This is a genomic window from Ectopseudomonas chengduensis (genome assembly GCF_900102635.1).
Lineage (GTDB): Bacteria > Pseudomonadota > Gammaproteobacteria > Pseudomonadales > Pseudomonadaceae > Aquipseudomonas > Aquipseudomonas chengduensis.
Genome location: NZ_FMZQ01000001.1, coordinates 387,824 through 410,955, shown reverse-complemented (window position 1 = coordinate 410,955; position 23,132 = coordinate 387,824). Strand labels below are relative to the sequence as shown.

23 protein-coding genes are annotated in these 23,132 nt (G+C 62.6%); 4 read left to right on the top strand and 19 right to left on the bottom strand.

Features of this window, described 5'->3' with window-relative positions:
- The first annotated feature begins 333 nt into the window (after window positions 1–333).
- Window positions 334–1,170: a winged helix-turn-helix domain-containing protein gene (locus BLS08_RS01870; RefSeq protein ID WP_017676455.1), complete on the top strand. Its 837-nt coding sequence runs from the start codon at window positions 334–336 to the stop codon at window positions 1,168–1,170.
- A complete protein-coding gene (locus BLS08_RS01865; RefSeq protein ID WP_017676454.1) occupies window positions 1,167–1,634 on the top strand; it encodes a hypothetical protein in 468 nt (155 codons plus the stop codon). The genes BLS08_RS01870 and BLS08_RS01865 overlap by 4 nt, the downstream gene beginning before the upstream one ends.
- 18 nt (window positions 1,635–1,652) lie before the next feature.
- Here BLS08_RS01865 and BLS08_RS01860 read toward each other — a convergent pair whose 3' ends face one another.
- From BLS08_RS01860 to BLS08_RS01780, 17 genes are all read right to left on the bottom strand, one after another.
- On the bottom strand, window positions 1,653–2,594 hold the full coding sequence (locus tag BLS08_RS01860) for a flagellar motor protein MotB (RefSeq protein WP_017676453.1): 942 nt from the start codon (window positions 2,592–2,594) through the stop codon (window positions 1,653–1,655).
- Complete coding sequence (gene motA, locus BLS08_RS01855) at window positions 2,591–3,463, bottom strand: flagellar motor stator protein MotA (RefSeq protein ID WP_021487573.1); 873 nt, start codon at window positions 3,461–3,463, stop codon at window positions 2,591–2,593. The genes BLS08_RS01860 and motA overlap by 4 nt, the downstream gene beginning before the upstream one ends.
- A gap of 1 nt (window position 3,464) precedes the next feature.
- Window positions 3,465–4,199, bottom strand: a complete 735-nt coding sequence (locus BLS08_RS01850) for a FliA/WhiG family RNA polymerase sigma factor (RefSeq protein ID WP_017676451.1) — start codon at window positions 4,197–4,199, stop codon at window positions 3,465–3,467.
- An 11-nt stretch (window positions 4,200–4,210) separates the two neighbouring features.
- Window positions 4,211–4,687: a flagellar basal body-associated FliL family protein gene (locus BLS08_RS01845; protein ID WP_017676450.1), complete on the bottom strand. Its 477-nt coding sequence runs from the start codon at window positions 4,685–4,687 to the stop codon at window positions 4,211–4,213.
- A 27-nt stretch (window positions 4,688–4,714) separates the two neighbouring features.
- A complete protein-coding gene (locus BLS08_RS01840) occupies window positions 4,715–5,800 on the bottom strand; it encodes a flagellar hook-length control protein FliK (protein ID WP_017676449.1) in 1,086 nt (361 codons plus the stop codon).
- Between the two features lie 3 nt (window positions 5,801–5,803).
- Window positions 5,804–6,121, bottom strand: coding sequence for a hypothetical protein (locus tag BLS08_RS01835; RefSeq protein WP_017676448.1), 318 nt, complete (start codon window positions 6,119–6,121; stop codon window positions 5,804–5,806).
- Window positions 6,105–6,503: a flagellar export chaperone FliS gene (gene fliS / locus BLS08_RS01830; protein ID WP_017676447.1), complete on the bottom strand. Its 399-nt coding sequence runs from the start codon at window positions 6,501–6,503 to the stop codon at window positions 6,105–6,107. The genes BLS08_RS01835 and fliS overlap by 17 nt, the downstream gene beginning before the upstream one ends.
- Window positions 6,503–7,798 carry a flagellar filament capping protein FliD gene (fliD, locus tag BLS08_RS01825; RefSeq protein ID WP_017676446.1) on the bottom strand — a complete coding sequence of 432 codons (1,296 nt, stop codon included), beginning with the start codon at window positions 7,796–7,798 and terminating at the stop codon, window positions 6,503–6,505. The genes fliS and fliD overlap by 1 nt, the downstream gene beginning before the upstream one ends.
- Window positions 7,799–8,234: 436 nt before the next feature.
- Entirely contained in the window at window positions 8,235–9,131 is an 897-nt protein-coding gene (locus tag BLS08_RS01820) for a peptidoglycan DD-metalloendopeptidase family protein (protein WP_017676445.1), read from the bottom strand.
- 290 nt (window positions 9,132–9,421) lie between these two features.
- Entirely contained in the window at window positions 9,422–10,330 is a 909-nt protein-coding gene (locus tag BLS08_RS01815; RefSeq protein ID WP_017676444.1) for a response regulator, read from the bottom strand.
- A gap of 135 nt (window positions 10,331–10,465) precedes the next feature.
- On the bottom strand, window positions 10,466–11,194 hold the full coding sequence (phoU, locus tag BLS08_RS01810; RefSeq protein WP_017676443.1) for a phosphate signaling complex protein PhoU: 729 nt from the start codon (window positions 11,192–11,194) through the stop codon (window positions 10,466–10,468).
- Between the two features lie 162 nt (window positions 11,195–11,356).
- On the bottom strand, window positions 11,357–12,190 hold the full coding sequence (gene pstB / locus BLS08_RS01805; protein WP_013713351.1) for a phosphate ABC transporter ATP-binding protein PstB: 834 nt from the start codon (window positions 12,188–12,190) through the stop codon (window positions 11,357–11,359).
- A gap of 66 nt (window positions 12,191–12,256) precedes the next feature.
- Complete coding sequence (gene pstA / locus BLS08_RS01800) at window positions 12,257–13,924, bottom strand: phosphate ABC transporter permease PstA (RefSeq protein ID WP_026088517.1); 1,668 nt, start codon at window positions 13,922–13,924, stop codon at window positions 12,257–12,259.
- Window positions 13,925–13,945: 21 nt separating this feature from the next.
- Entirely contained in the window at window positions 13,946–16,231 is a 2,286-nt protein-coding gene (locus BLS08_RS01795; protein ID WP_017676441.1) for an ABC transporter permease subunit, read from the bottom strand.
- 179 nt (window positions 16,232–16,410) lie between these two features.
- On the bottom strand, window positions 16,411–17,379 hold the full coding sequence (locus tag BLS08_RS01790) for a PstS family phosphate ABC transporter substrate-binding protein (protein ID WP_017676440.1): 969 nt from the start codon (window positions 17,377–17,379) through the stop codon (window positions 16,411–16,413).
- A 397-nt stretch (window positions 17,380–17,776) separates the two neighbouring features.
- Entirely contained in the window at window positions 17,777–18,211 is a 435-nt protein-coding gene (locus tag BLS08_RS01785; protein WP_017676439.1) for a ferritin-like domain-containing protein, read from the bottom strand.
- Between the two features lie 67 nt (window positions 18,212–18,278).
- Window positions 18,279–19,109, bottom strand: coding sequence for a BON domain-containing protein (locus BLS08_RS01780; protein WP_017676438.1), 831 nt, complete (start codon window positions 19,107–19,109; stop codon window positions 18,279–18,281).
- 210 nt (window positions 19,110–19,319) lie between these two features.
- Here BLS08_RS01780 and algB point away from each other — a divergent pair, with 210 nt between their 5' ends.
- The gene (gene algB, locus BLS08_RS01775) at window positions 19,320–20,672 is read left to right on the top strand and encodes a sigma-54-dependent response regulator transcription factor AlgB (protein ID WP_017676437.1); all 1,353 of its coding nucleotides are present in this window, start codon (window positions 19,320–19,322) and stop codon (window positions 20,670–20,672) included.
- A gap of 13 nt (window positions 20,673–20,685) precedes the next feature.
- A complete protein-coding gene (locus BLS08_RS01770) occupies window positions 20,686–22,482 on the top strand; it encodes an ATP-binding protein (protein ID WP_021487565.1) in 1,797 nt (598 codons plus the stop codon).
- 92 nt (window positions 22,483–22,574) lie between these two features.
- Here the strand turns inward: BLS08_RS01770 and BLS08_RS01765 are convergent, their stop codons facing one another.
- On the bottom strand, window positions 22,575–22,760 hold the full coding sequence (locus BLS08_RS01765) for a PA3371 family protein (protein ID WP_017676435.1): 186 nt from the start codon (window positions 22,758–22,760) through the stop codon (window positions 22,575–22,577).
- Window positions 22,761–22,778: 18 nt separating this feature from the next.
- Window positions 22,779–23,090 (bottom strand): hypothetical protein, encoded by a 312-nt coding sequence (locus BLS08_RS01760; RefSeq protein ID WP_017676434.1) that lies wholly within the window; start codon window positions 23,088–23,090, stop codon window positions 22,779–22,781.
- Between the last annotated feature and the right edge of the window lie 42 nt (window positions 23,091–23,132).

Here is a 23,132-nt window from a genome sequence, read left to right as displayed (position 1 = left end):
CAAAGGATTGCGCCGATCCCTCCCAACGCCCCGCATCCGCGGGGCGTTTCTTATGGCCAGCGGCCACCTCTGCATCCCACCTCATCAGGCGCATTGATCAACTGTCATCAAGCTCAGACATGATCGATACGGCTTCGGCGAATCTCGGCGATATCGTCGACTTCGCCCACAGACTGGCTAGTATTGAGTGAGCGCCCCCAGCGAACGGCAACCTGCTTCCAGCAACAAGCAGCTGGCACAAGACTTGCCAGTGCATTTCTCTGGCGCCAGAATGCCGACCGTCTGTCGCCGGGAAATTTCCCGCATGGAATTGCCGCTCGCCTCAAGGACCGCATGAACACCAGCCCCGAAACGCCGCTAGCCGAGCCGGAAAGCAACATTGCGTGCCTGATCATCAGGACCGGCCGCAGCGATTGTTATGCGCATTTCTACCCGGCGCTGTATCAGCTGACCCTGGTGAAGAGCGGCATCGAAGAGAAGATCGATCTGGGCTACTCCGGCAGCCGCCTGCTCGAGCGTTTACTGCGCGAGCCTGGTGAAGTGGTCTCGCGCGAGGAACTGATGAGCCACGCCTGGGCCGACCGGGTTGTCGGCCAGGGCAGCCTCAACCAGCAGATCTACACCCTGCGCCAGGTACTGGGCGACGAGAAGAGCCGCGAGATCATCCAGACCCTGCCGCGCCGTGGCTACCTGCTGAACCCCAACTATCTGGTCTATCCACCGAGCATCGACGACATCGGCGCAGTCAGCGAAGCACTCGATACACCGACGCCACAGCCAGCCTTTCTGCGCCACCACAGTCGTCAGCGGGCATCCTGGCTGCTTCTGCTGAGCCTGTTCAGCATCATCGGTATCGCCTTGTTCACGGCGCTGTACACCATCAGCCAGCCCAAGGACCTGCACAGCAGCGAAATGAATCTGGGCTCACTGCAGGTGCGCTACATCGATCAAGACCCACAAAGGCTGCAGCAGCTGATTCTGCAGACTCACGGCCTGACCAGCCGGCTTACGGTACTGGCCAGCAAACCGGCCAACCTGATACTGAGCCTGCGCGGCGGCTTCTATGAACTGCTGTGCTTGCAGGTCAACGGTGGTGCACGCTCGCTGATGTTGCACGAAAGCCAGCTTAATCAGGTGGCCGACGCCCAACTGAGCAGGTGTCTGCCATGAGCCAGGGCAAACAGTGCGGCATCAGCGGCGGCTGGTTGCTGACCATGCTCGCCACGGCCTTGGCGATGCTGCTGAGCATGCTCGTGCTGTGGCTGAACTTCATCTCCAGCGCCGAGCTCGACGGTCGTTACCAGTCCACCGGTCAGGTTCATCTGAGCAATGGCCAGGTGTTGGAAATCAGCCACAGCCTGCAGGTCAACCATGGTCGTTTCTATGCCATGACCCGGCAGGGCGACAGCATCCTGGAGACGTCGGGGGTGGTGGAGTACGGTTTCCTCGGCAACTACCGGCTGCGCGTCGAAGACGGTCAGGTCACCGGGCTGGCCAGCGAAGTCGACGACGAACTGGTGTTCAACCTGCTCTACGGCCGACACAAGGGTTCGACCATTCGCCTGACCAGCCTCGATGGCTGTCTCTATGCGCTGGAGACTCGGCAGATCTACTGCCCGGCGCGCAATCTGTAGAGCGAAGCTGGTCACGACTCAAGACTCCGGCGCGCTGAGCTGCGCCCCCTCGGCACGGTATTCCACACGCACCTGGGTCTCGCCGAACAACTCGCGGTACAGGCCTTCGGCCTGACTGGTCAGCAACAGCAGCTCGATACGCCGGTTGGCGCCGTTCTCCGGATCACTGGGTAACAAGGGCATGCCATCCGCCTGAGCAGCGACCTGCAGCACGTTGCCACTCGGCAGGCCAGCCTCGACCAGCACGTTGCGGGCACGCAGCGCGCGGTCGCCGGAGAGGTTCCAGTTGTTGTAACCACCAACCACGCCGCGATAGGGCATGGAATCGGTGTGGCCGCTGATGATCAGATGGTTTTCCACCCGCGCCAGAATCCCAGCCAGACGCTGCAGCAGCTTTTCGAAGTGCGGATTCAGGTGGGAACTGCCGCGGTTGAACATGAAGCGCTGCGAATCGTCCTTGATCAGGACGCGCAAGCCCTGCGGTACCACCTGCACTTCGATGTTGGCCTCAGCGTCCAGTTGCAGCGCCAGCGCCTCCATCAGCTTGGCCAGATCCTGCATCTGCTGCGACTCGGCATAGTGTGGCCGGCGGGCGGGTCCCGGCTGGCCATCGCCCTGTTCAGCACCCGGATCTTCCTCGGGCGTGCGCGCCTGGTTTTCCCGGTCCTGGCGCGGGCTGACCTGCACCGGCACCCCATCGAGATCCAGCGGCGTGGTGCTGGTGCCGTCGAAGATGCCGGCACCACCATCGACCAATGGATTGTTCAGCTGGTCGGCATTGGCGCGGCTGGCGTCCTGGGTCTGCGGCTGGATGATCCACAGCACCATGAACAGCGCCATCATGGCCATGGTGAAATCGGCGAAGGCTACCTTCCAGGCACCGCCATGCCCGTCGTGGCCACCCTTCTTGCTACGACGCTTGATGATGATTTCATGGCCTTCACCGGCACGCGGTTTCATGCCGCGTCCCTTTCATCTTCGTAACGGTTGACCCAGATCTCCAGCTGCTTGAACGCCGGTTTGACGTCCTGCTCGATCAGCTTGCGCCCGGCGTCCACCGCCAGCAGGGTGGGCTTGCCGGCAACGTGGGCGACCAGGGTGGTGCGCACGCACTCGAGCGCCGACATCTCGGTCTTGATGCACTGGCCCATGGCGCTGGACAGCGGATCCATCACGCAGTAGCACATGAAGATACCGAGGAAAGTGCCCACCAGCGCGGCGGCGACGTGGGCGCCGATCTCGGCCACCGAACCACCGATGTTGCCCATGGTGATGACGATGCCGAGGATCGCCGCGAGGATGCCGAAGCCCGGCATGGCTTCGCCGATCTTGTGCAGCGAGCGCGACGGCTGCATCAGCACATGCTCCATCGCCTCCAGCTCCTGCTCGAGGAAGCCTTCGAGTTCATGGGCGCTGATCTTGCCCATGGCCATCAGGCGGAAGTTGTCGGCGATGAAGGCCATCAGGTTCTTCTCCTGACGGATCAGCGGGTACTTGGCGAACAGCTCGCTCTGCTCGGGCTCCTCGATATGCGCGTCGAGCACCTTGAGGCCGCCGACATCGACCATCTCCAGCAGCTCATAGAGCAGCATCAACAACTGGCGCTGGAATTCCTCGCCACGTTTCTTGTAGACGAACACGCCTTTGATCTGATGCAGCATCTCGATCAGCACGTCCTTGGGATTGGCCACCACCAGAGCACCAAAGCCCGCCCCGACGATGATGATCACCTCGGCCGGCTGCCAGAGCATGGCCAGCTCACCATGGGCCATGACGTAGCCACCGAGCACGCAGGCGACGATGATCAATGCACCTAATAACTTCTGCACCCTAGCCTCTCTCGTTCAGGTAGCGACTGGCCTTGGCGATCGCCTGCTTGCTCAACTGGCAGACGCGCGCGTCGCTCAGCTCCAGCACCAGGGCGATTTCCTTGAGGCTCAGCTCATGTTGGTAGTAAAGGGTCAGCACCAGTCGTTCGCGCTCGCTGAGCTGGCTCAGCGCCTGGGTCAGCAGGCGCTCCTTGAGCACGCGGTCCTCGACCGCACTGCTGCCACAGGCGAAGCCCTCGTGGCCGTTCTGCAGCAACTCATCGAGGCTTTCGATCGCTTCGCAGGCATCGGCCTGGAGAAACTCCTGATAATCCTTGGCACTGATTCCGGTCGCCTGGAGGATCTCTTCCTCCTGCGGCACACGACCCAGTTGCCGCGCCAACTGGCGGATGGCGTCGCGGATCTTGTGGGTCTGCTGGCGCACCTGACGCGGCCGCCAGTCCTGACGGCGCAGCTCATCGAGAATCGCGCCACGGATGCGCAGCGCGGCGAAGCGACCGAACTGCTCGTCCGGTGTGCCATAGCGGCGCAGGCATTCGAGCAAGCCCATCAGACCAATCTGCTCCATGTCTTCGCGGTCGAGTACCTGGTTGGCCTGCAACGCCAGCTGACTGACGATGCGCTTGACCAGCGGCAGGTACTGCAACAGCCACTTCTGCTCGGCCCCAGGGGCGAACAGCGCAGCCCCGCCCTGTTCGGCGGCGTAGCGATAGTCAATGGCGCAGTTGGCGTTCATGGCAAAGGTACCTACTGGACGATCAGTTTGCTGACCAGCACATTGGCGAACGGCATCGCCAGCTTCTTGCTGGCGAAGTCATCGAACAGCGCGCTTTCCAGCGTGCCCTGCAGCTCTGGAATGGGCATGCCACGCAGCTTCTCGAAGGTCATGGCAGACAGGTGGGCGACCACCGAATTGCGCACCATCGGGTCGATCTGCTCGAGCTTCTTCGGATCGGTTTCGAGGTCGGCCTGCAGCACCAGGTCGAGTACGAAGTAGTGCTCGCGGTGCTCGCCCTTGAGGCTGACGATGACTTTCTCGATGGGGAAGAAGCGGTATTCGCTGTTGGCTTCCTCCACTTCGCTGCCGGCATTGCCAGCAGAAATGCCGAGCACGGCCTGGCCGGTCTGCATGGACTTGAGCGTGGCGTAATTGAAGATGGTGCCGCCAACCACCACCAGGGTGTTGAAGATAACCAGCAGCAGGAGGACGCGCGGCATTGTCATGACTACTCTCGATTCACTAACGGGAAATTAAACGGTGACCAGCACATCGCTGGTCGATTGCGCGCCATTGCGCTCGCCACCGGCGGGTAGCGCGACGGCAGCGGCCACCTCATCCTCGACGAGCCAGCGCTGGGCCTGCGCCTGTTGCTGCTGACGACCGCCCTGAGCATCGGCGGAGACCTGCACATTGACCTGCACGAAGTTCTGCCCGACCAGCTCCTGACGTAGGCGCTCGCTGGTCTGCTGCAACAGGCGGGCGACATCGGCGTTGGCGGCCGAGAGCTGCACGCTGAGGCGGCCGGACTCATGACTGAGGAAAATTTCCAGGCTGCCCAGCTCCGGCGGGTCGAGGCGGATGGTGGCGTTCTGTATGCGCTGGTTGATCTGCAGCTCCACATGCTCACGCAGGCTGGCCAGCATTTGCTCGCCCCACTGCGTCTGTGGTGCATGCAGCTTGAGCGGACGCTCGGCCGTCAGCGGCGTAGCAGTTGCGGCGGAGGATGTTGCGCTGCCGGGAATGGTTTTATCTGCGTCCGTGCTGATGCTCGGCAGGCGTTCGAGATCGCTCGTCTCGATGACCTCGGTCGCCATGGCCGGCGCCGCAGTCTGTATCGCGATCTCGGCTGCCATCTGCGGTATGGGCGCCGCTACCTGGGGTGACAACGGTTGCTGGCTGAGCGCTGGAGCACTGGCGCTGTGCGACGGCTGAGCTGGCAACTGCTCACGCGGCTGTAGCTGCGGCTGCGGCTGGCCGAGGAGCTCGGCAGGCAACGCGGCAGCCTGCTCGACTTGCTCCGAGCCGTCCTGATGCAGCGGTTCATGCAGCACCTGCTCAGGAGTTTCACGCGCCTCGATATGCACCGCCTGCTGGTCCAGCATGCTGGCCAGCCACTGCTCGGCATCCGCTTCGCTGAGGGTGACCTTCACGGCAGCGGCCTCTTCACTCAGCGGTACCCCTGGCTCGGCGGCGATGAAGCCCTGTACGGCCAGTTGCAGATCGAACGACGCAGTCTCACCGCCAGTGCCCAGAGCCTGGGAAAAGCCGGCCGGCAAAGTTTGCACCGCGGAGTCCGTCAGGTTCACCTGAGCATTGGCATTGATCGCTTGCAACACCTTTTATCTCCCACCCTGATACAGATCGACGCGCATGTAAGCGCTGCGCCCTTCGGCGTATTCCAGGTGCGTCAGCAGTAGCCGACGCACCCGCTCACACTCTTGCGCGCAGGCGATGCGCGCCTGTCCGTGCAACTGCTGCAGATGCCGCTTGGCCTCGCGCACTTCGTCGCTCAGCGTCGGTAGCCCGGCCAGCAGCTGCAGGCACGAGCGGATCAGCGCATCGATCTCGCCGATGCGCGTCCAGTCGCCCTGCTCCAGCGCCTCGGCCAGCTGGCCATGCAGGTGCTGCAGGGCGCGCAGTTCACTTGCGCGTTGCATTCACGCCTTCCCAGCCTTCGCGCAGCACACCGAGCAGGCCGACCACTTCGTCCAACCCCTCCAGCGACAGGCTCACGCTGACATCGGAGAGGCGATAGATGCAGTAGTCGTAGAGCCGCGCCAGACCCTGCACCAACTCGCCGCCGTTCTCGTAATCAAGGGCCCCATTGAGACCGCCGAGGATGTTCAGGCATTTCTCCAGGGACTGGCCCTTCTGCTGGTAACGCTTGGCCTCGATATGACCACGGGCACGCGCCAGCTCGTCGAGCAGGCCGTCGAACAGCACCAGCACCAGCTCGTAGGGCGAGGCCGCAGCGGCGCGCGCCTCGAGGTCCACGGTGCGATAGCTGTCGTAACTTTCGTTGAGGTTGTAGGCACTCATCAGAACATTCCGTAGGTCTGCTCCATCGCCGCCATGGTCTGCATGAGACCGGTGTACTGACGGAGATAGCGGCTGTAGTAGGAGTCGTACTGCTTCTGGATGTTGTCGAACTGCTGATCGACACGGCGCAGCTGGGTGTTGAGGGTGTCCTTACGATTGGTCAGCAGGCCGCCGGCGCTGCTGGTGTAGACCGCCAGGTTCTTGTCCAGGGTGTCGAGCAGGTTGCCCTTGTCGGTGAACAGCTTCTCGAAGCCTTCCGGGTTGGCTGCCACGGCCTTCTCGAAGCGGGCGTTGTCGATGGTCAGCTTGCCGTTGCGGTCGGCGACGATGCCGAACTCGTTGAGGCTCACACCGCCGAACGAGGTGCGCACCAACTGGTTGAGCATGGTCTCGATGGCGCGCACGCTGGCATCGCCAGCCAGAGGCCCGCGACCACCACTCTCGCTACCGCTGGAGGTGAGCGAGTCGAAACTAGTCATCAGCGCATTGAAGGCGCTGACGAAGGTTTGCGCCTTCTCCTTGGTGGCTTTCTGGTCCTGGCCGACTTCCATGGTCAGCGGCGCGTCACCGCTCTTGTGCGCCTTGTTGAAGGTCAGACTGACGCCATCGATGATGTTGTCGAAGGTGTTGCTGGTACTGGTCAGCTCGATACCGGTCTCGCCACCCAGACGCACGATGGCGTCCTTGGCCACGGACAGCTCCTGCCTGCTGGCCACCGCACCTTCAACCGCGGCATTGCCACTGGCGCTCAGGCTGATGGCCTGGTCGGCGCCAGTCTTCTCGCTGGTCAGCACCAGGTTGACCTGGCCATTGCTGCGTACCAGGGTCGCCTTGACGCCATTGTTGTCGCTCGCGCCGTTGATCGCTGCGGCCAGCTCATCGAGCGTGGCGACGGCTCCGAGGTCGACATTGAACGCGTCGCCGCCCTGGCCGATGGTCAGGCTGCCACTGCCGAGGTCGCCGTCCTGCAGCCCTTGCAGGGCAACCTGGCTCTTGCTGGCCAATTGCTGAACGAAAAAGTCGTAACTGCCGGCCACGGCCTTGGAGCCCACTGTAGCGCTGGCATAACCTTCCTGGCTGAAGCTCGCACTGTTGACCAACATGCTGCTGCCGGCCAGCTTGAGACCGCTGGCGGCAGTCTTGAAAGCCTTCAGGGCGGTATCCAGGCTGGTCAGGGCACTGAGCTGCGCCTTGTATGCGGCCTGGTTGCGGTTGGCCTTGGCCAACTGGCCCTGAATTTCGTATTGGGCCAGTTGGGTCGCCATGCTTTGCACGTAATCTGAATCGATAGCCATAGTCGGACACCCGTTTTCCTGTGAGATAGCAATAGCGGTGCCAACAGCTGAAACCCTTGATTTAGAGGGCTCTAGGCGTTCCGCCAGGTGAAAGATCCTTTCCGCTTGCACACTGCTGAACGACGAGCGGAAGGCCAACTTCCGCCTGCGTCGCGCTGGTGGCGGACGTACCGATTACAAAGGCGACAGCACAGGGGGGTGACTTAAGGAAAACGCCGCAGAGAGCGGGCAAACCACAGCATCAGCGGTGACGCGGTGCGCGCAGCGCACCCTACCGATGGCACCAGCCCCGTCCGCGGTACACGCATGCCCCGTAGGGTGCGCCATGCGCACCGGCGCCACTGCGCAACAACGGAAACACCAGAAATGCGCGAGCGCGCGACAGTGTTGCGGCGGGATATCCGCAGAAGGAGCGTAGCCGGCAGGCCTTGCCGAGCTATTCGCCGCCGACGGCGAAGTTCGGCAGGCTGTTGACCGGCTGACGGAAGTTGAAGGGAATGGACTCGACGGCCAGACCGACGTTGCGCTGCACCACGAAATGCAGGTGCGGGCCGGTGCTGTTGCCGGTGTTGCCGGAGCGCGCCAACAGGCTGCCGGTTTCCACCCGCTGGCCTTCACGCACGCTGACCGAGCCCTTCATCAGGTGCAGGTAAACGCCCATGGTGCCGTCGTCATGCAGGATGCGCACGAAGTTGCCGGCCGGGTTGTTGCCGCGGCCGCTCTGCTGGTTCTCGGTCTTGACCACCACACCACCGCGCGCGGCGACGATGGGCGTGCCCTCGGGCATGGCGATGTCCACTGCATAGCGGCCCTTGGGCGTGAAATGACTGTAGGTGCCGTTGGCGCCCTGGGTCTGACGGAACGGACCGCCACGCCAGGGCAACGGATAACGATGGATGCTCGGCTGCAGGCGCGGATCACCGAGGGCGTAGCGCAACCTGGGTTTGTAGCGCAGCGGTTTGCTGGCGTCCTGCGCGGTGAGGGTAGCCAGGCGGATATTGCTGCGCGGTGGCAGCACCCAGCGAATCGGTTTGTCCGGCGCGCCGATGGCGTTCTGTACCTGTTCCAGCCGCAGTTCGATTTCCACCGGCGCATACAGGTCATTGCGAATCAACAGGGTCTCGCCGGCTTCGTGCTTCTTGGTTTCCAGCTTCACCTGGTTGTCCAGGCGCTCGACCATGCGGTCGTTGAACACGAACACCTGCGCGCCGGGCGCAGCCTGATCGCTATAGGTCACCACGCCGTTCTTGTCGACGTACTTGTAGATGGTCAGCGCAGCGGCCTGGCCGCAAAAGACCAGCAGACTGCAGAGAATAATCAGACGCCCTAGCATAACGACTCGGATCTTATGGCTTTTTGATATCCGGGTTAGCAAGACTAGCAGCGCAGCACGGAGTGCGCGAGACACCGACCGTCAGGCTGTGAACCGGCTCACCGCCATTGGTCGGCATGGCGCCCTGGATTGCACCCGGGCTACGGGTTGGCAGGCCCAGCAGCGTGTCAGCGAGGAAGATAACGGCGTAAGCCGAGGCAATGCGTAGCAGAAGATGGTGCGGGGACAGCGCCGGGCGACCCGCGCCACCCAGAGCCTCGGAGCAGATACAGATGATCGCTGTCGTGACACTACGCGCCGGGGCTGAAATGCTTCTGCGCGGTGCCACGGGCGATCAGCCGCGACAGGTAGTCGAGCTTCTGCGGATCGCGGTCGACGAAGCGAAAGGTCAGTTGCAGCCATTCGCTGTCGGGTTTGGGTTCGAATGCCGCCACCGCGTGCAGGTAGCCATTGAGCCGCGCGGTTTCCGCTGCTTCGCCCTGTTCCAGGTCGAGCACTGCACTCTCCAGCACCTGCGGCAGCTGCTCGGTGCGCTTGACCACCAGCAGTGCCTCCTTGAGGCTCAGCGCCTTGATCACGCAGGCCATGCTGCCCGCCGGTAAACGCAGCTGACCCTGGCCACGGCCGGCCGGCGACTTGCTTGCGGCGGCCGGGGCAGGTGCGACACTCGGTGCCGCAGGGGCGGCAGCTGCCGGGGTTGGTGCACTGGTCTTTACCACCTCGGCCTTGCCACCGGTGAGTGCGGCCAGCGAGTCGTTGGCGAAGCCACCTGTGCTCAGCATCTTCGACGGCGCGCTGGACATCAGCGCCTGCAGCTTGCCAGCGCGTTGCAGGGCCTTTTTGACCTTGGTCACCAGCTGTTCGTTGGAGAAGGGTTTGCCGATGTAATCGGAAACACCGGCCTGGATAGCCTGCACCACGTTCTCCTTGTCACCACGGCTGGTCACCATGATGAAAGGCGTGGTTTTCAGGTTGTCCTGCTCGCGGCACCAGGTCAGCAGCTCGAGGCCGGACATCTCCGGCATTTCCCAGTCACAGAGGATCAGGTCGACCACCTGACGGCTCAACATCTGCTGGGCCTTGCGGCCATTGATCGCTTCCTCGATCTGTACGCCGGGGAAATTATCGCGCAGCCCTTTCTTGACCAGATCACGGATAAAGGTCGCGTCATCCACCACCAGCACACTGACTTTGCTCATCGGCCACTCCTGTACGAATGGCGGTAAGCATAGTCATGGCCAGTGGCCTAAGGCCAACGGAAAACGCCGGACGTGCAACAAATCGCGCAAACGAAACGGCCCGGGAAGTCCCGGGCCGTCGGCACGAAGCAGGCGTCAGCCGTTGGACTTGCCCTCGACCTCTTCACGCATGCGGGTCAGGCCGATATGGCGCACATCGGTACCACGCACCAGGTAGATCACCAGTTCGGCGATGTTGCGCGCATGATCGCCGATGCGCTCCAGCGAGCGCAGCGCCCAGATCACATTGAGCACGCGGGAGATCGAACGCGGATCTTCCATCATGTAGGTGACCAGTTCACGCAGCGCAGTCTTGTACTCGCGGTCGACGGTCTTGTCGTGCTGGGCCACGGCCAGGGCCAGGTCGGCGTCGAAACGGGCGAAAGCGTCGAGAGCGTCCTGCACCATCTTGCGCACCTGGTCGCCGATGTGGCGGATCTCGACGTAACCCTTGGGCGCCTCGCCTTCCTCGCTGAGTAGGATGGCGCGCTTGGCGATTTTGGTCGACTCGTCGCCGATGCGCTCGAGGTCGATCACCGACTTGGAGATGCTGATGATCAGGCGCAGGTCGGAGGCCGCCGGCTGGCGGCGGGCGAGGATGCGGATGCACTCCTCATCGATGTTGCGCTCCATCTGGTTGATCTGGTCGTCGATCTCGCGCACCTGCTGGGCCAGGCCGGAGTCGGCCTCGATCAGCGCGGTGACGGCATCGTTGACCTGCTTTTCCACCAGGCCGCCCATGGCCAGCAGGTGGCTGCGCACCTCTTCCAGCTCGGCGTTGAACTGCTGGGAGATGTGCTGGGTAAGGTTGTCTTTGTTGATCATGTTTCGCTCCGCGAAAGCTGCCGGCTTGGATGGCCATGGTGCGAACGGCGCACCCTACACGTTGAGTTTCAGCACTAAGGCCCTTGGAAAATGCTCTCTGGCGCGAAGGGCACGCGCTGACAGTACGGCGCCCGACAAAGCCAGGAAGTATTTGCCATGGCCTTAGCCGTAACGACCGGTGATGTAGTCTTCAGTCTGCTTCTTGGCCGGGTTGGTGAACAGGGTATCGGTGTCGCCGAACTCGATCAGCTTGCCCATGTACATGAACGCGGTGTAGTCGGAAACGCGCGCCGCCTGCTGCATGTTGTGGGTGACGATGACGATGGTGTACTTGCTCTTGAGCTCGTAGATCAGCTCTTCGACCTTCAGCGTGGAGATCGGATCGAGCGCCGAGCAAGGCTCGTCGAGCAGCAGCACTTCCGGCTGCACGGCCACGGTACGGGCGATTACCAGACGCTGTTGCTGACCGCCGGACAGGCCGAGGGCCGAGTCGTGCAGACGGTCCTTGACCTCATCCCACAACGCGGCGCTCTTCAGTGCCCATTCCACCGCCTCGTCGAGTACGCGCTTGCTGTTGATGCCCTGGATACGCAGGCCATACACCACGTTCTCGTAGATGCTCTTGGGGAAGGGGTTGGGCTTCTGGAACACCATGCCGACGCGACGGCGCAGTTCGGCCACGTCCTCGCCCTTGCGGTAGATGTTGCGCCCGTCGATGTTGATCTCACCTTCCACACGGCAACCGTCGACCAGGTCGTTCATGCGGTTGAAGGTACGCAGCAGGGTCGACTTGCCGCAGCCGGACGGGCCGATGAAGGCGGTCACGCGCTGCTTGGGAATATCCATCTTGACGTCGAACAGCGCCTGCTTCTGGCCGTAGTACAGGTTCAGACCCGGCACGGCGATGGCCGTGGTCTCGTTGGCCAGGCTCAGGCTCTGCTTATCACGGCCGAGGGCGGCCAGATCGATACCGTGGGTATGGGTTTCGTGTTGCATAAACTCACTCCGTTCGTAGCTACAAGCTGCAAGCTGCGCACCGGCGGTGCGCGACTCGTAGCTGCGTTAGTGATCCAGCGCCTTGTACTTCTCGCGCAGGTGGTTACGGATATAGACCGCAGTCAGGTTGAGCAGGGCGATAACGATCACCAGCAGCAGCGCAGTGGCGTAAACCAGCGGACGCGCGGCCTCGACGTTGGGGCTCTGGAAGCCGACGTCGTAGATGTGGAAGCCCAGGTGCATGATCTTCTGATCCAGGTGCAGGTAAGGGTAGTTACCGTTGAGCGGCAGGGTCGGTGCCAGTTTCACCACACCCACCAGCATCAGCGGCGCCACCTCACCAGCGGCACGTGCCACGGCCAGGATCAGGCCGGTCATCATCGCCGGGCTGGCCATCGGGATGACCACCTTCCACAGCGTCTCGGCCTTGGTCGCGCCAAGCGCCAGCGAACCTTCACGTACTGCACGCGGAATACGCGCCAGGCCTTCCTCGGTGGCGACGATGACCACCGGCAGGGTGAGGATCGCCAGGGTCAGCGAGGCCCACATCAGGCCCGGGGTGCCGAAGGTCGGCGCCGGGGCGGACTCGGGGAAGAACAGCTGGTCGATCGAGCCACCCAGCACGTAGACGAAGAAGCCCAGACCGAATACGCCGTAGACGATCGACGGTACGCCGGCCAGGTTGTTCACCGCGATGCGGATCACCCGGGTCAATGCGCCCTGATGCGCGTATTCGCGCAGGTAGACCGCGGCGATCACGCCAAATGGGGTAACGATCACCGCCATCAGCATGACCATCAGCACGGTGCCGAAGATCGCCGGGAAGATACCGCCTTCGGTGTTGGCCTCACGCGGCTCGTCGCTGACGAATTCCCACAGCTTCATGGCATAGAAGCCGAGCTTGTCGACGATGCCCATGGCGTTCGGGCGGAAGGCGCGGACGATCTTGCCCAGTTCGATTTCGGTCTGGCGTCCATCGCTGGCGGCCAGGGTCACGCTGTCGCGATTGATCTGCTGGGTCAGCGCCACCATGCGCTCTTCGAGCACCTTGTACTCGGCATTCAGTGCATCGCGACGGGCATCCATGTCAGCCTGGGCAGCGGCGTCCAGCTTGTCCTGCAACTGCAGCTTGCGGCCTTCCAGACGAATGCGCTCCAGGCCATGGTTGATACGGCCGATGTCCTTCTTCTCCAGACGCACCAGCTGTGCGTGCAGGTCGTCGACGCGATCCAGGCGCTCCTGCAATGCAGCCCAGGCCGCATCGCCCTCAGCGACCACCTGGCCACTTTCCTTGACGTTGACCAGGTTGCCGTAGAAGTTGCCCCACTCGCGGCGCTCCAACACGGTGATGCCGGCCGGCTTGCGCGGGTTGCTCAGCCACTCGCCAACCACCCAGGTGAAGTCGGCACCGAACAGCTCGCGGTTACCCACCTTGAGCAATTCGCGGGTCATGAATTCGCCACCTTCGGCCACCGGCAGGCCGGCTGCGGCGAGACGTGCACGTGGCACTTCCTCGACCTGCACCACCTCACCCAGCATCACCCGGGCTTCCTGGCCAGGCACCTGGTAGTCAGCTTCGAGAATATCTGCCGGCCAGAAGTGGCCGAGGCCGCGAGAGGCAATCACTGCCAGCAGACCGAGGGTCATGATGATGGCGATGGCAACGGCGCCTCCGCTCATCCACACGCCTGGGGCGCCGCTCTTGTACCAGGATTTCAGGTTGTTCTGTTTCACGGACATATACCTTCCAAAACCTTAGAGCGACGAATACTTGGTGCGTAGGCGCTGACGAATCAGCTCGGCCAGGGTGTTCATCACGAAGGTGAACAGGAGCAACACCATCGCCGCCAGGAACAGCACACGGTAGTGGGTGCCGCCAACTTCCGACTCGGGCATTTCCACGGCGACGTTGGCCGCCAGGGTGCGCATGCCTTCGAAGATATTCATGTCCATGATCGGCGTGTTACCGGTAGCCATCAGCACGATCATGGTCTCGCCCACCGCGCGGCCCATGCCGATCATCAGCGCCGAGAAAATGCCCGGGCTGGCCGTGAGAATCACCACGCGGGTCAGGGTCTGCCAGGGCGTGGCACCGAGCGCCAGGGAACCGAAGGTCAGGCTCTTGGGCACGCTGAACACGGCGTCTTCGGCAATCGAGTAGATGTTCGGGATCACCGCGAAGCCCATCGCCAGGCCGACCACCAGAGCGTTGCGCTGGTCGAAGGGGATGCCCAGGTCGTTGGACAGCCACAGGCGCATGTTGCCGTCGAACAGCCAGTTTTCCAGATGCCCACTGATCGCGATGGAGAACCAGCCCACAGCGACCACCACCGGAATCAGCAGTGCCGCTTCCCAGCCTTCGGGAACACGGTGGCGGATGGACTCAGGCAGCTTGGTCCAGAGGAAACCGAACAGCAGGATGCCCACCGGTGTCAGCAACAAGAGGCTGAAGATGCCGGGTAAGTGGTTCTCCAGAAACGGCGCGAGGAACAGGCCGGCGAAGAAACCGAGAATCACCGTCGGCAACGCTTCCATCAGCTCGATCACCGGCTTGACCTTGGTGCGCATGCGCGGCGCCATGAAGTAGGCGGTGTAGATCGCTGCAGCCACGGCCAGCGGCGCAGCCAGCAGCATGGCGTAGAACGCCGCCTTGAGGGTACCGAAGGCCAGCGGCGACAGGCTCAGCTTGGCTTCGAAGTCGGTGTTGGCGGAAGTGGACTGCCAGACGTAGTCAGGCTCCGGGTAGCTTTCGTACCAGACCTTGCCCCACAGCGAGCTCCAGGAAATTTCCGGGTGCGGGTTATCCACCACGAAGCGCTGCAGCTTGCCGTCCGACTCGACCAGCACACGACTGGCACGCGGCGACAGGGCGGCGATGGCGCTGCCTTCGGCGACCTGCTCCTTGAGCAGGGTGCGGTGCGCGGTGCTGTGGAAGATGCCCAGGCGCCCGTCGGCATCCAGGGCCATGAAGCCTTTGCGGCGCTCTTCGGGAAGGATCTGGGTGATTGCGCTGTCGCCGAGCTGGAAGCTGCGGATCGACTGGAAGGTGGACTTGCCATCCTGATCGCGCACCATGAACCACTGCTGGATGCCGCCCTTGGCGTCGCCGATCATGATCGAGATGCCACCGAGCAGACTGGTGGCGCTGGTCACGCGATTGGAACCGCCCTTGAGCAGTTCGTAGCGGCCATTGAGGCCACGCTTGCGCAGATCGAAAACGTCGGCACTGGAATCGCCGTTGAACACGTACAGCCACATCTGCCGCGGGTCGAGAATCAGCTGACTGATCGGCTCGCCGATCTGCGGCAGGTTGATGCGCTCCTCGCTGACACTCACCTCGCCGGTGAACAGGTTCTCTTCGCGAGCGAGGCTGATCAGGTGCAGCTCGTTGCCCGTGGAGCCAGCCAGCATCAGCGTGCCGCTGTTGAGATTGACGGCGATGTGCTCGAGCGGACGCCCCTGCGGATCGACCTCGATCGGTGCTTCACCGTAGGGGTATTCGATCTGCGGCGCGATGGCCCGTACGTTATCCGGGTAGGTGATCTTGTAACTGTGCTGAATGATCAGCGCTTGGCCGTTGGACAGGCCCAGTACCACGCGGCGCGTACCCGGCTGATCCTGACCGACGGAGGCGACGCTGACGCCTTGCGGCAGTGGCAACTGCAGGCGCTGCAGGGCTTCGCCACTCTTGAGCTCGAAGAACTGCACGGCGCCGGAAGTATCCAGGCGCATGGCGACCTGGTTCTGCTCTTCCACGGCGAGAAGCAATGGCGCCTGGGCCTCGGCCAGCCAGGCCGGTTGCTGAGCCTTGCGCGACTCGAGCTCGGCGCCCTGGAACATGGGCAGCACGACATGGGCGAGGTAGAAGAAGATAAGGGTGATGGCACCGAGCACCGCCAGACCACCGATGGAGACGTACCAACGCGCCATGCGGTCCTTCAACGCGCGCAGACGGCGCTTGCGTTGCAGGGCGGGCGTGTTGAAGTCGATCCCTAGAGGGTTCTGCGAACGGTTCATGGATTCGTTTGCCAAGTCATTCATGCGAGAAGTCTCTGCGCGGGCTTGATTGCAGCGCATACGGCTGCCCAGGCTTGTCAATTTAGCGGGCTTGTATGACAGAAAGATTACAGTCTACTGACATGACAAAGCCCGCCACCCATGGGGTGGCGGGTTCGTCGAATGGCCTCGCTAGCTAGAGCCAGGCCATCAGGCTGGAAGCCTTACAGACCCAGGTCCTTCATCGCTTTATCGGCGACCTTGGACGGCAGCGGGATGTAACCATCCTTCATCACGACTTCCTGGCCCTGCTTGGACAGCACCAGCTTGATGAACTCGGCATCCAGCGGGCTCAGCGGCTGGTTCGGCGCCTTGTTGACGTAGACGTAGAAGAAGCGAGCCAGCGGGAACTTGCCAGCCAGAGCGTTCTCTTCCGACGCCTCGAAGGCTTCACCGCCCTTCTTCGACAGCGGCACGGCGCGGACGCTGGAGGTCTTGTAGCCGATGCCCGAGTAACCGATGGCGTTCAGGGTGCTGGAGATCGACTGGACAACCGAAGCCGAACCCGGCTGCTCGTTGACGTTGGACTTGAAGTCGCCTTTGCACAGGGCTTCTTCCTTGAAGTAGCCGTAGGTGCCGGATACCGAGTTACGACCGAACAGCTGCAGCGGCTTGCCTGCCCACTCGCCAGTCAGACCGAGGTCACCCCAGGTCTTGATGTCCTTGTCGCCACCGCACAGGCGGGTGCTGGAGAAGATCGCATCGACCTGCTCGATCGACAGCGACTTGATCGGGTTGTCCTTGTGTACGAACACGGCCAGGGCGTCGATGGCAACCGGAACGGCGGTCGGCTTGTAGCCGTACTTCTCTTCGAAGGCCTGGATTTCGCTGTCCTTCATCGGACGGCTCATCGGGCCCATGTTGGCGGTGCCTTCGGTCAGCGCGGGTGGCGCAGTGGAGGAACCAGCGGCCTGGATCTGGATGTTGACGTTGGGGTAGTTCTTCTTGAACTCTTCTGCCCACAGGGTCATCAGGTTGGCCAGCGAGTCGGAACCGACGCTGGACAGGTTGCCCGACACACCGGAAGTCTTTTCATAGGTCGGCAGAGCCGGGTCGACGGCGGCTACAGCAGATACGGCGCTTACGCCAGCGGCGGCGAAAGTCAGGGCCGCCATCAAACGCTTCAGTTTCATGCCTTGCTCCTAGCAGGATAGTGTTGGATGGAACTGGCCCAAGTATCTGCAGGCCACGTGACCACTCTATGAAACGAATGTGACAGTTAAATGAACGTCGACGAGTTTCGGTTGCGGCAGAGAGAGAAAGTACTTCGGATGGTTTGGGGGAAGTGCGGGTCATACTGAACTGGCAGGTTGTGTGCGTATCGCTTACTGGCTTAGCACTATCCGTTACCGCGTGCGCTGAGCGTTTGGGTGGCGCCCGTAAGGGGCGAAACCCAAACGTTCAGACGACGTGCTAACGGATAGTGCCAGCACCGAAAGCACACACTTATTTGCCAGTCCGGGCTACTCAGACCCAATAAAAAGCCCCCGCACGCAATGCGTGCAGGGGCTCGTAACAGCGCCGCAGTGGTTACTGCATGTTCTGCTTCAGCGCCCGCATGCGGTCGTGGCAAGCCCGCACCTTGGGCATCTCCACGGCCAGCAGCACGCGAACATCATTGTCCGCACTTTCCAGCGCATCTTCGAAGGCATGCAAAATGCGGTCTTCCGCTTCCTCCAGCTGCGCGACGTAGGTGGCGTCCTCATCCTTGGCCAGGGTCGCGCGGGTGTCGGCGTAGAACTGGCGCAGTTTGCCCAGCATGGTGCCGCCAGACGCCGGCTCACTCTGGTTGGCCGCGACCTTGACGCTCAAGGCGTCGATCACTTCGGTCTTGGCGCGCACCATGTCGCGGAACAGCGCCTGCAGGCGGATGTCCTTGACCTCTTCGTGGGCATGCTCGTAGAAGCGCTTGCCGTCACGGGTGATTTCGATCAGTTCGTTGAGTTGTGCGGTCTTGCTGCTCATGGATTCACTCCTTGGCGATGGGACTTGCGGGTTGATGGCCATTCCAGTGGCCGGGATTGCTTGAGATTCAACTGCTGATGCGCAGGGCGTCGGCATCGACGCCACGCACACCGCGGATATTGCGGGCGGTCTCGACTGCCAATCGCTTCTCGGCACTGCTCAGCACACTGCCGCGCAGACTGACCAGGCCGTCGTCGGTGCTCACCGTAATGTTCATGGCGTCCAGATTGCGGCTGTAGAGGAAACTGGCCTTGACCTTGCTGGTGATCCAGCTGTCACTGATGTTCTCGCGCGCTTCGTCGAGTGTGGTTTGCACTTCGCTGCTACTGCTGTCGGCAGTGCTGATGCTGAGGTGGTTGAACACTTCGCGCACGCCATCGGTATTGGCTGCCAGCTGGCCTGCCAACTCCTTGGCCGCCGGCGTCTGCGCATGACCACTGAGGGTGATGTTGCCGGTTTCGCTCTTGACCTGGATGTCCAGGCCGCGGGTGTTGCTGTTCCACAGCAACTTGGACTTCACCGTGGCGGCGAGGCTGGCGTCCTCAAGGCGCTGCGCCATGCTCGGCGCATCGCCCTCGACCGCGTCACTGCTGACCTCGATGCGATTGTCCACCGAATCGATGCCATCTATGCTCAGCGCCACCTGCTCGGCCAGCTCTTTCTGAACATCGTTCTCGACCTTGCCGTTGAGGGTGGCCGCGCCATCCTCAACGTCGATATCGAGCTTGAAAGGGTTGAGATGCCGGTTGAGCGCGAAGGCTGTCCAGATCGAACCTTCCTGGCGGGCCGCATCCAGCTGTGCTGATAGCTGACCTTCGGCAGCGTGGCTGGCCACAGGCGTCAGGCCGAGCATCAGCGCGGTGCCGGCGGCCAGTAACAAAGGCTTGAACGGGGGCATGAGTTCACTCCTGTTCGTGAGACGATACAGGCAATATCGCAAGCCCCGTGCCAGTCAGAAGAAATTAAAATTCCCTTTTAAAACAAATATTTATCAACAATAAAGGCACCCTGCCTGCATGCAGGGTGCAGTATCGGCACAGTCGAGCCGTGCAACTTGCATGGTTTTTACCTGACTAAGCTGCATTGACCCGTCAGATGGAGCACATACATGGCAGTTGCAGAGCAAACCAGTGGACGCATTCTGCTGGTGGACGACGAAGCGGCAATCCTGCGTACCTTCCGTTACTGCCTTGAAGACGAAGGCTATGACGTCGCCGGTGCCAGCAGTGCGACTCAAGCCGAGGCGCTGCTGCAGCGACAGGTGTTCGACCTGTGCTTTCTCGACCTGCGCCTGGGCGAGGACAACGGCCTGGACCTGTTGGCGCAGATGCGCATCCAGGCCCCCTGGATGCGCGTGGTGATCGTCACCGCCCACTCGGCCGTGGACACCGCGGTCGATGCCATCCAGGCCGGCGCCGCCGACTATCTGGTCAAACCCTGCACCCCCGATCAATTGCGCCTGGCCGCCGCCAAGCAACTGGAAGTGCGTACGCTGGCCGCACGCCTGGAAGCTCTGGAAGGTGAGGTACGCAAGGCCAAGGACGGTCTCGACTCGCATAGCCCGGCGATGATGGCGATTCTGGAAACCGCACGGCAGGTCGCCGCTACCGACGCCAACATCCTCATTCTCGGCGAATCCGGCACCGGCAAGGGTGAGCTATCGCGTGCCATCCACGGCTGGAGCCGCCGTGCCAAGCGCACCTGCGTGACCATCAACTGCCCGTCACTGACGGCCGAGCTGATGGAAAGCGAGCTGTTCGGTCACGCCCGCGGCTCCTTCACCGGTGCCAGCGAAAGCACCCAGGGCCGCGTCAGTCAGGCCGACGGTGGCACCCTGTTCCTCGACGAGATCGGCGACTTCCCGCTGACCCTGCAGCCCAAGCTGCTGCGCTTCATTCAGGACAAGGAGTACGAGCGCGTCGGCGATCCGGTGACCCGGCGTGCCGATGTGCGCATCGTCGCCGCCACCAACCTGGACCTCGACGAAATGGTGCGCGAGGGCCGCTTCCGCGAAGACCTGCTGTACCGCCTCAACGTCATCACCCTCAAGCTGCCGCCGCTACGCGAACGTCACGAAGACGTGATGGGCCTGGCCGAACGCTTTCTCGCCCGCTTCGTCAGCGACTACGGGCGCCCGGCGTGCGGTTTCAGCCCCGAGGCTGCCGCCGCCCTGCAGGCTTATCACTGGCCAGGCAATATACGCGAGCTGCGCAACGTCATCGAGCGCGCCAGCATCATCTGCCAGAGCGACGTCGTGGAGGTTAGCCATCTCGGCCTGGGCGGCAACGGCGAAGCGCCGAACAATGCCGTGCGTGTCGGCGCAGCGATGAGCCTCGAAGAGCTGGAAAAGGCGCATATTGCCGCCGTGCTGGCCAGCAGCAACACCCTCGACATGGCGGCCAAGACGCTGGGTATCGATACCTCGACCCTCTACCGCAAACGCAAGCAGTACAACCTCTGACCACGGGATTTCCATGAAGCTGTCGATGAAGCTTCGCACGCGACTGTTCCTTAGCATCTCCGCGCTGATCACCGTTGCACTGCTGGGCCTGCTGCTCGGCCTGTTCAGCGTCACACAGATGGCGCGCAGCCAGAGCGACCTGATCCAGCGCGGCTTTGACGCCGTGCAGATCGGCCAGAAGTTGCGCCAGCACCTGGGCGACGAACTGATCGTGCTGATCGCTCAGCAGCCCGATGCGCAGCGCCTCGAAGCCATCCGCCAGTCGTTCCGCGCCACCTTCGACGAAGGCCTGAGGGCCAACCTCGGCAAAGACTACGCCAGCGGGCTGGAGCAAGCAGCAGCGCTTTACGACGAGATGGAACAGGCTGCCAGTAGCGCGATGCCGGACGGCCAGACACCCCATAACCTGGGTGCTCACAAACCCTTCACCGAGGCCTTCCAGCGTCTGCGCAACCATCTCCTGGAACAACAGGATCAGATCGTCGACTGGGTCATCTCGGCCGAGAGCAAAGCGGGCGAGCGCTCGCAACTGATCGCCGGGTTGCTGGTGCTCATCGGCCTCGCGGTATTGGCGATCGGTGTACTCACTGCCCACGGCATCGCCCGCCGCTTCGGCGCCCCCATCGACATGCTGGCACGAGCCGCCGACCAAATCGGCCAGGGCAAGTATGACGTGGTGCTGCCAGTATCGCCGGTGCTCGAACTGGCCGTGCTGAGCCGCCGCTTCGGCCTGATGACCGAGGCGCTGCGCGAATACCACTCGAGCAACCTCAACCAGTTGCTCAGCAGCGAGGGGCGTCTGAAGGCAGTGCTCGACAGCATCGATGATGGCCTGGTCATTCTCGACACCCAGGGCAGCATCGAACACGCCAATCCGGTGGCGCTGCGCCAGCTGTCCTGGTCGGCCGAAATCGTGGGCCAGCCCATCGGCCCGCTGTTGCCCGAGCATGCGGTGGACGAGGCGCTGCGCCGGGTGCTGGCAGGCGAACTACTGCAGGAGCCACCGGCCGACCTGCAGATCGAACGCGACGGCGAGACCAGACTGCTGGCCTGGGCCCTGACCCCGGTACAGGTGCGCGAGGGCGGTAGTGCGGGGGCGGTGATGGTGCTGCGGGACGTCACCAAGCAACGCGCCTTCGACCGGGTGCGCAGCGAGTTCATCCTGCGCGCCTCCCATGAACTGCGCACGCCGATCACCGGTATTCATATGGCTTTCAGCCTGCTGCGCGAACGTCTCTCACTGCCGTCAGGCGGACGCGAGCAGGAACTGATACGCACCGTCGACGAGGAGATGCACCGCCTGGTGCAGTTGATCGACGACCTGCTCAACTTCTCGCGCTACCAGAATGGCGTGCAAACCCTGCAGCGCCGCCCCTGCGACCTAAGCGAAATGATCCAGCAGCTGTCTCAACGTTTTACCGAGAGAGCCGCGGAGCGCGAGGTGACGGTGCTTTGCGAAGTCCACGAGCCCCTGCCGCAGCTTGAGCTCGATGCCGCGCAGCTGCAGCGACTGCTCGATAACCTGACCGACAATGCCCTGCGCTACAGCAACCCGGGTGACAAGATACGACTACAGGCGCGTCGCCATGGCGAACAGGTGATCGTCAGCGTGCAGGACGAAGGCGAAGGGATCCCCTTCGAACAACAGGCGCGGATCTTCGAACCCTTCGTTCAGGTCGGCAGACGCAAGGGTGGCGTCGGCCTCGGCCTGGCGCTGGCAAGGGAGATCGTGCAGTTGCACGGCGGCCAGCTGAGGGTTCATTCGCGCCCAGGCGAAGGCGCCAACTTCTATTTCAGCTTGCCGGTCTGAGGTAGACGACCGGGGTAACGGCCTGTTCACGCGCAATAAAAAACGCCACGGTCTTCGTGGCGTTTTCTTGTTTCCTTGGCGCGGGATCAGCTTCAGCGCAGCACCGGGTCGAACTTGATCCGGCGCCCGGCCATCAACGCGACCAGAAAGCCCGCACCAAAGACGACGCTGCCACCCTTGAGCAGCAGGGCGATACCCTCGTCCAGAGCGGGGCTCAGCCACAACACCGCCAGGCTCGACAGGGTCATGATCAACAACAGGACGGCACTTCTGGACATGGCAGGACTCCTTGTCGGTCAGAACACCCAGCGCGGGGTGCTATTGGCAGGGCGTGGCTCACGGTTGGCGGTATCGGTGTCGCCCTCGTTGGAGATGCGCAGCCACTGCGCATCGTCGCCGATGGCTCCGACAGCGCGGGAGGGCTGGGCACGCAGTTCGGCGGAGCCTTCCTGCTGTGCAGCAGCGCGCGATTGCCACACCGGCGAGTTGGAAAGGGTGAACTCGGCCGTTTTCGCAACGGCTCCGGCCGAACCACTGAAATCTTTGGCGTAAGCCCCGTTGACCAGCAATGCAGCGACGCAAAACAGGCTCACTCGGACGATGTTCATGACGCTTCTCCATCAGCAGGTCAGTCGGGGGCTTACATGACT